Below are 1,052 nucleotides of genomic sequence, written 5' to 3' on the forward strand. Positions count from 1 at the left end.
CTTGAGACTAGGATTTCCGAATGGGGAAACCCGGCCCTTTGGGTCATCATGCAGTGAATACATAGCTGTATGAAGCGAACGCGGAGAACTGAAACATCTAAGTACCCGTAGGAAAAGAAATCAACCGAGATTCCGAAAGTAGCGGCGAGCGAAATCGGATTAGCCCTTAAGCTTTAATGTAGTTAGTGGAACATTCTGGAAAGTATGACGATACAGGGTGACAGTCCCGTACACGACAACTTATTTAAAGTGAAATCGAGTAGGTCGGAGCACGTGAAACTTTGACTGAATATGGGGGGACCATCCTCCAAGGCTAAATACTCCCAACTGACCGATAGTGAACCAGTACCGTGAGGGAAAGGCGAAAAGAACCCCTGTGAGGGGAGTGAAATAGAACCTGAAACCGTGTACGTACAAGCAGTAGGAGCCCTTCGAGGGTGACTGCGTACCTTTTGTATAATGGGTCAGCGACTTATATTCTGTAGCAAGGTTAACCATTTAGGGGAGCCGTAGCGAAAGCGAGTCTTAACTGGGCGCTTAAGTTGCAGGGTATAGACCCGAAACCCGGTGATCTAGCCATGGGCAGGTTGAAGGTCAGGTAACACTGACTGGAGGACCGAACCCACTAACGTTGAAAAGTTAGGGGATGACCTGTGGCTAGGAGTGAAAGGCTAATCAAACCGGGAGATAGCTGGTTCTCCCCGAAATCTATTTAGGTAGAGCCTCGGACGAATACTTACGGGGGTAGAGCACTGTTAAGGCTAGGGGGTCATCCCGACTTACCAACCCTTTGCAAACTCCGAATACCGTAAAGTACTATCCGGGAGACACACGGTGGGTGCTAACGTCCATCGTGGAGAGGGAAACAACCCAGACCGTCAGCTAAGGTCCCAAAGTGTATGTTAAGTGGGAAACGATGTGGGAAGGCTAAAACAGCTAGGAGGTTGGCTTAGAAGCAGCCATCCTTTAAAGAAAGCGTAATAGCTCACTAGTCGAGTCGGCCTGCGCGGAAGATGTAACGGGGCTAAACATACCACCGAAGCTACGGCTGC

Annotated in this window: 1 rRNA gene; it reads left to right on the plus strand. The window is 49.4% G+C overall.

Annotated elements, in window-relative coordinates:
* Positions 1 to 1,052: ribosomal RNA gene (locus QNM19_RS24445) — 23S ribosomal RNA — on the plus strand; the annotation flags it as partial.

This window comes from Pseudoalteromonas ardens (genome assembly GCF_030125445.1).
Lineage (GTDB): Bacteria > Pseudomonadota > Gammaproteobacteria > Enterobacterales > Alteromonadaceae > Pseudoalteromonas > Pseudoalteromonas ardens.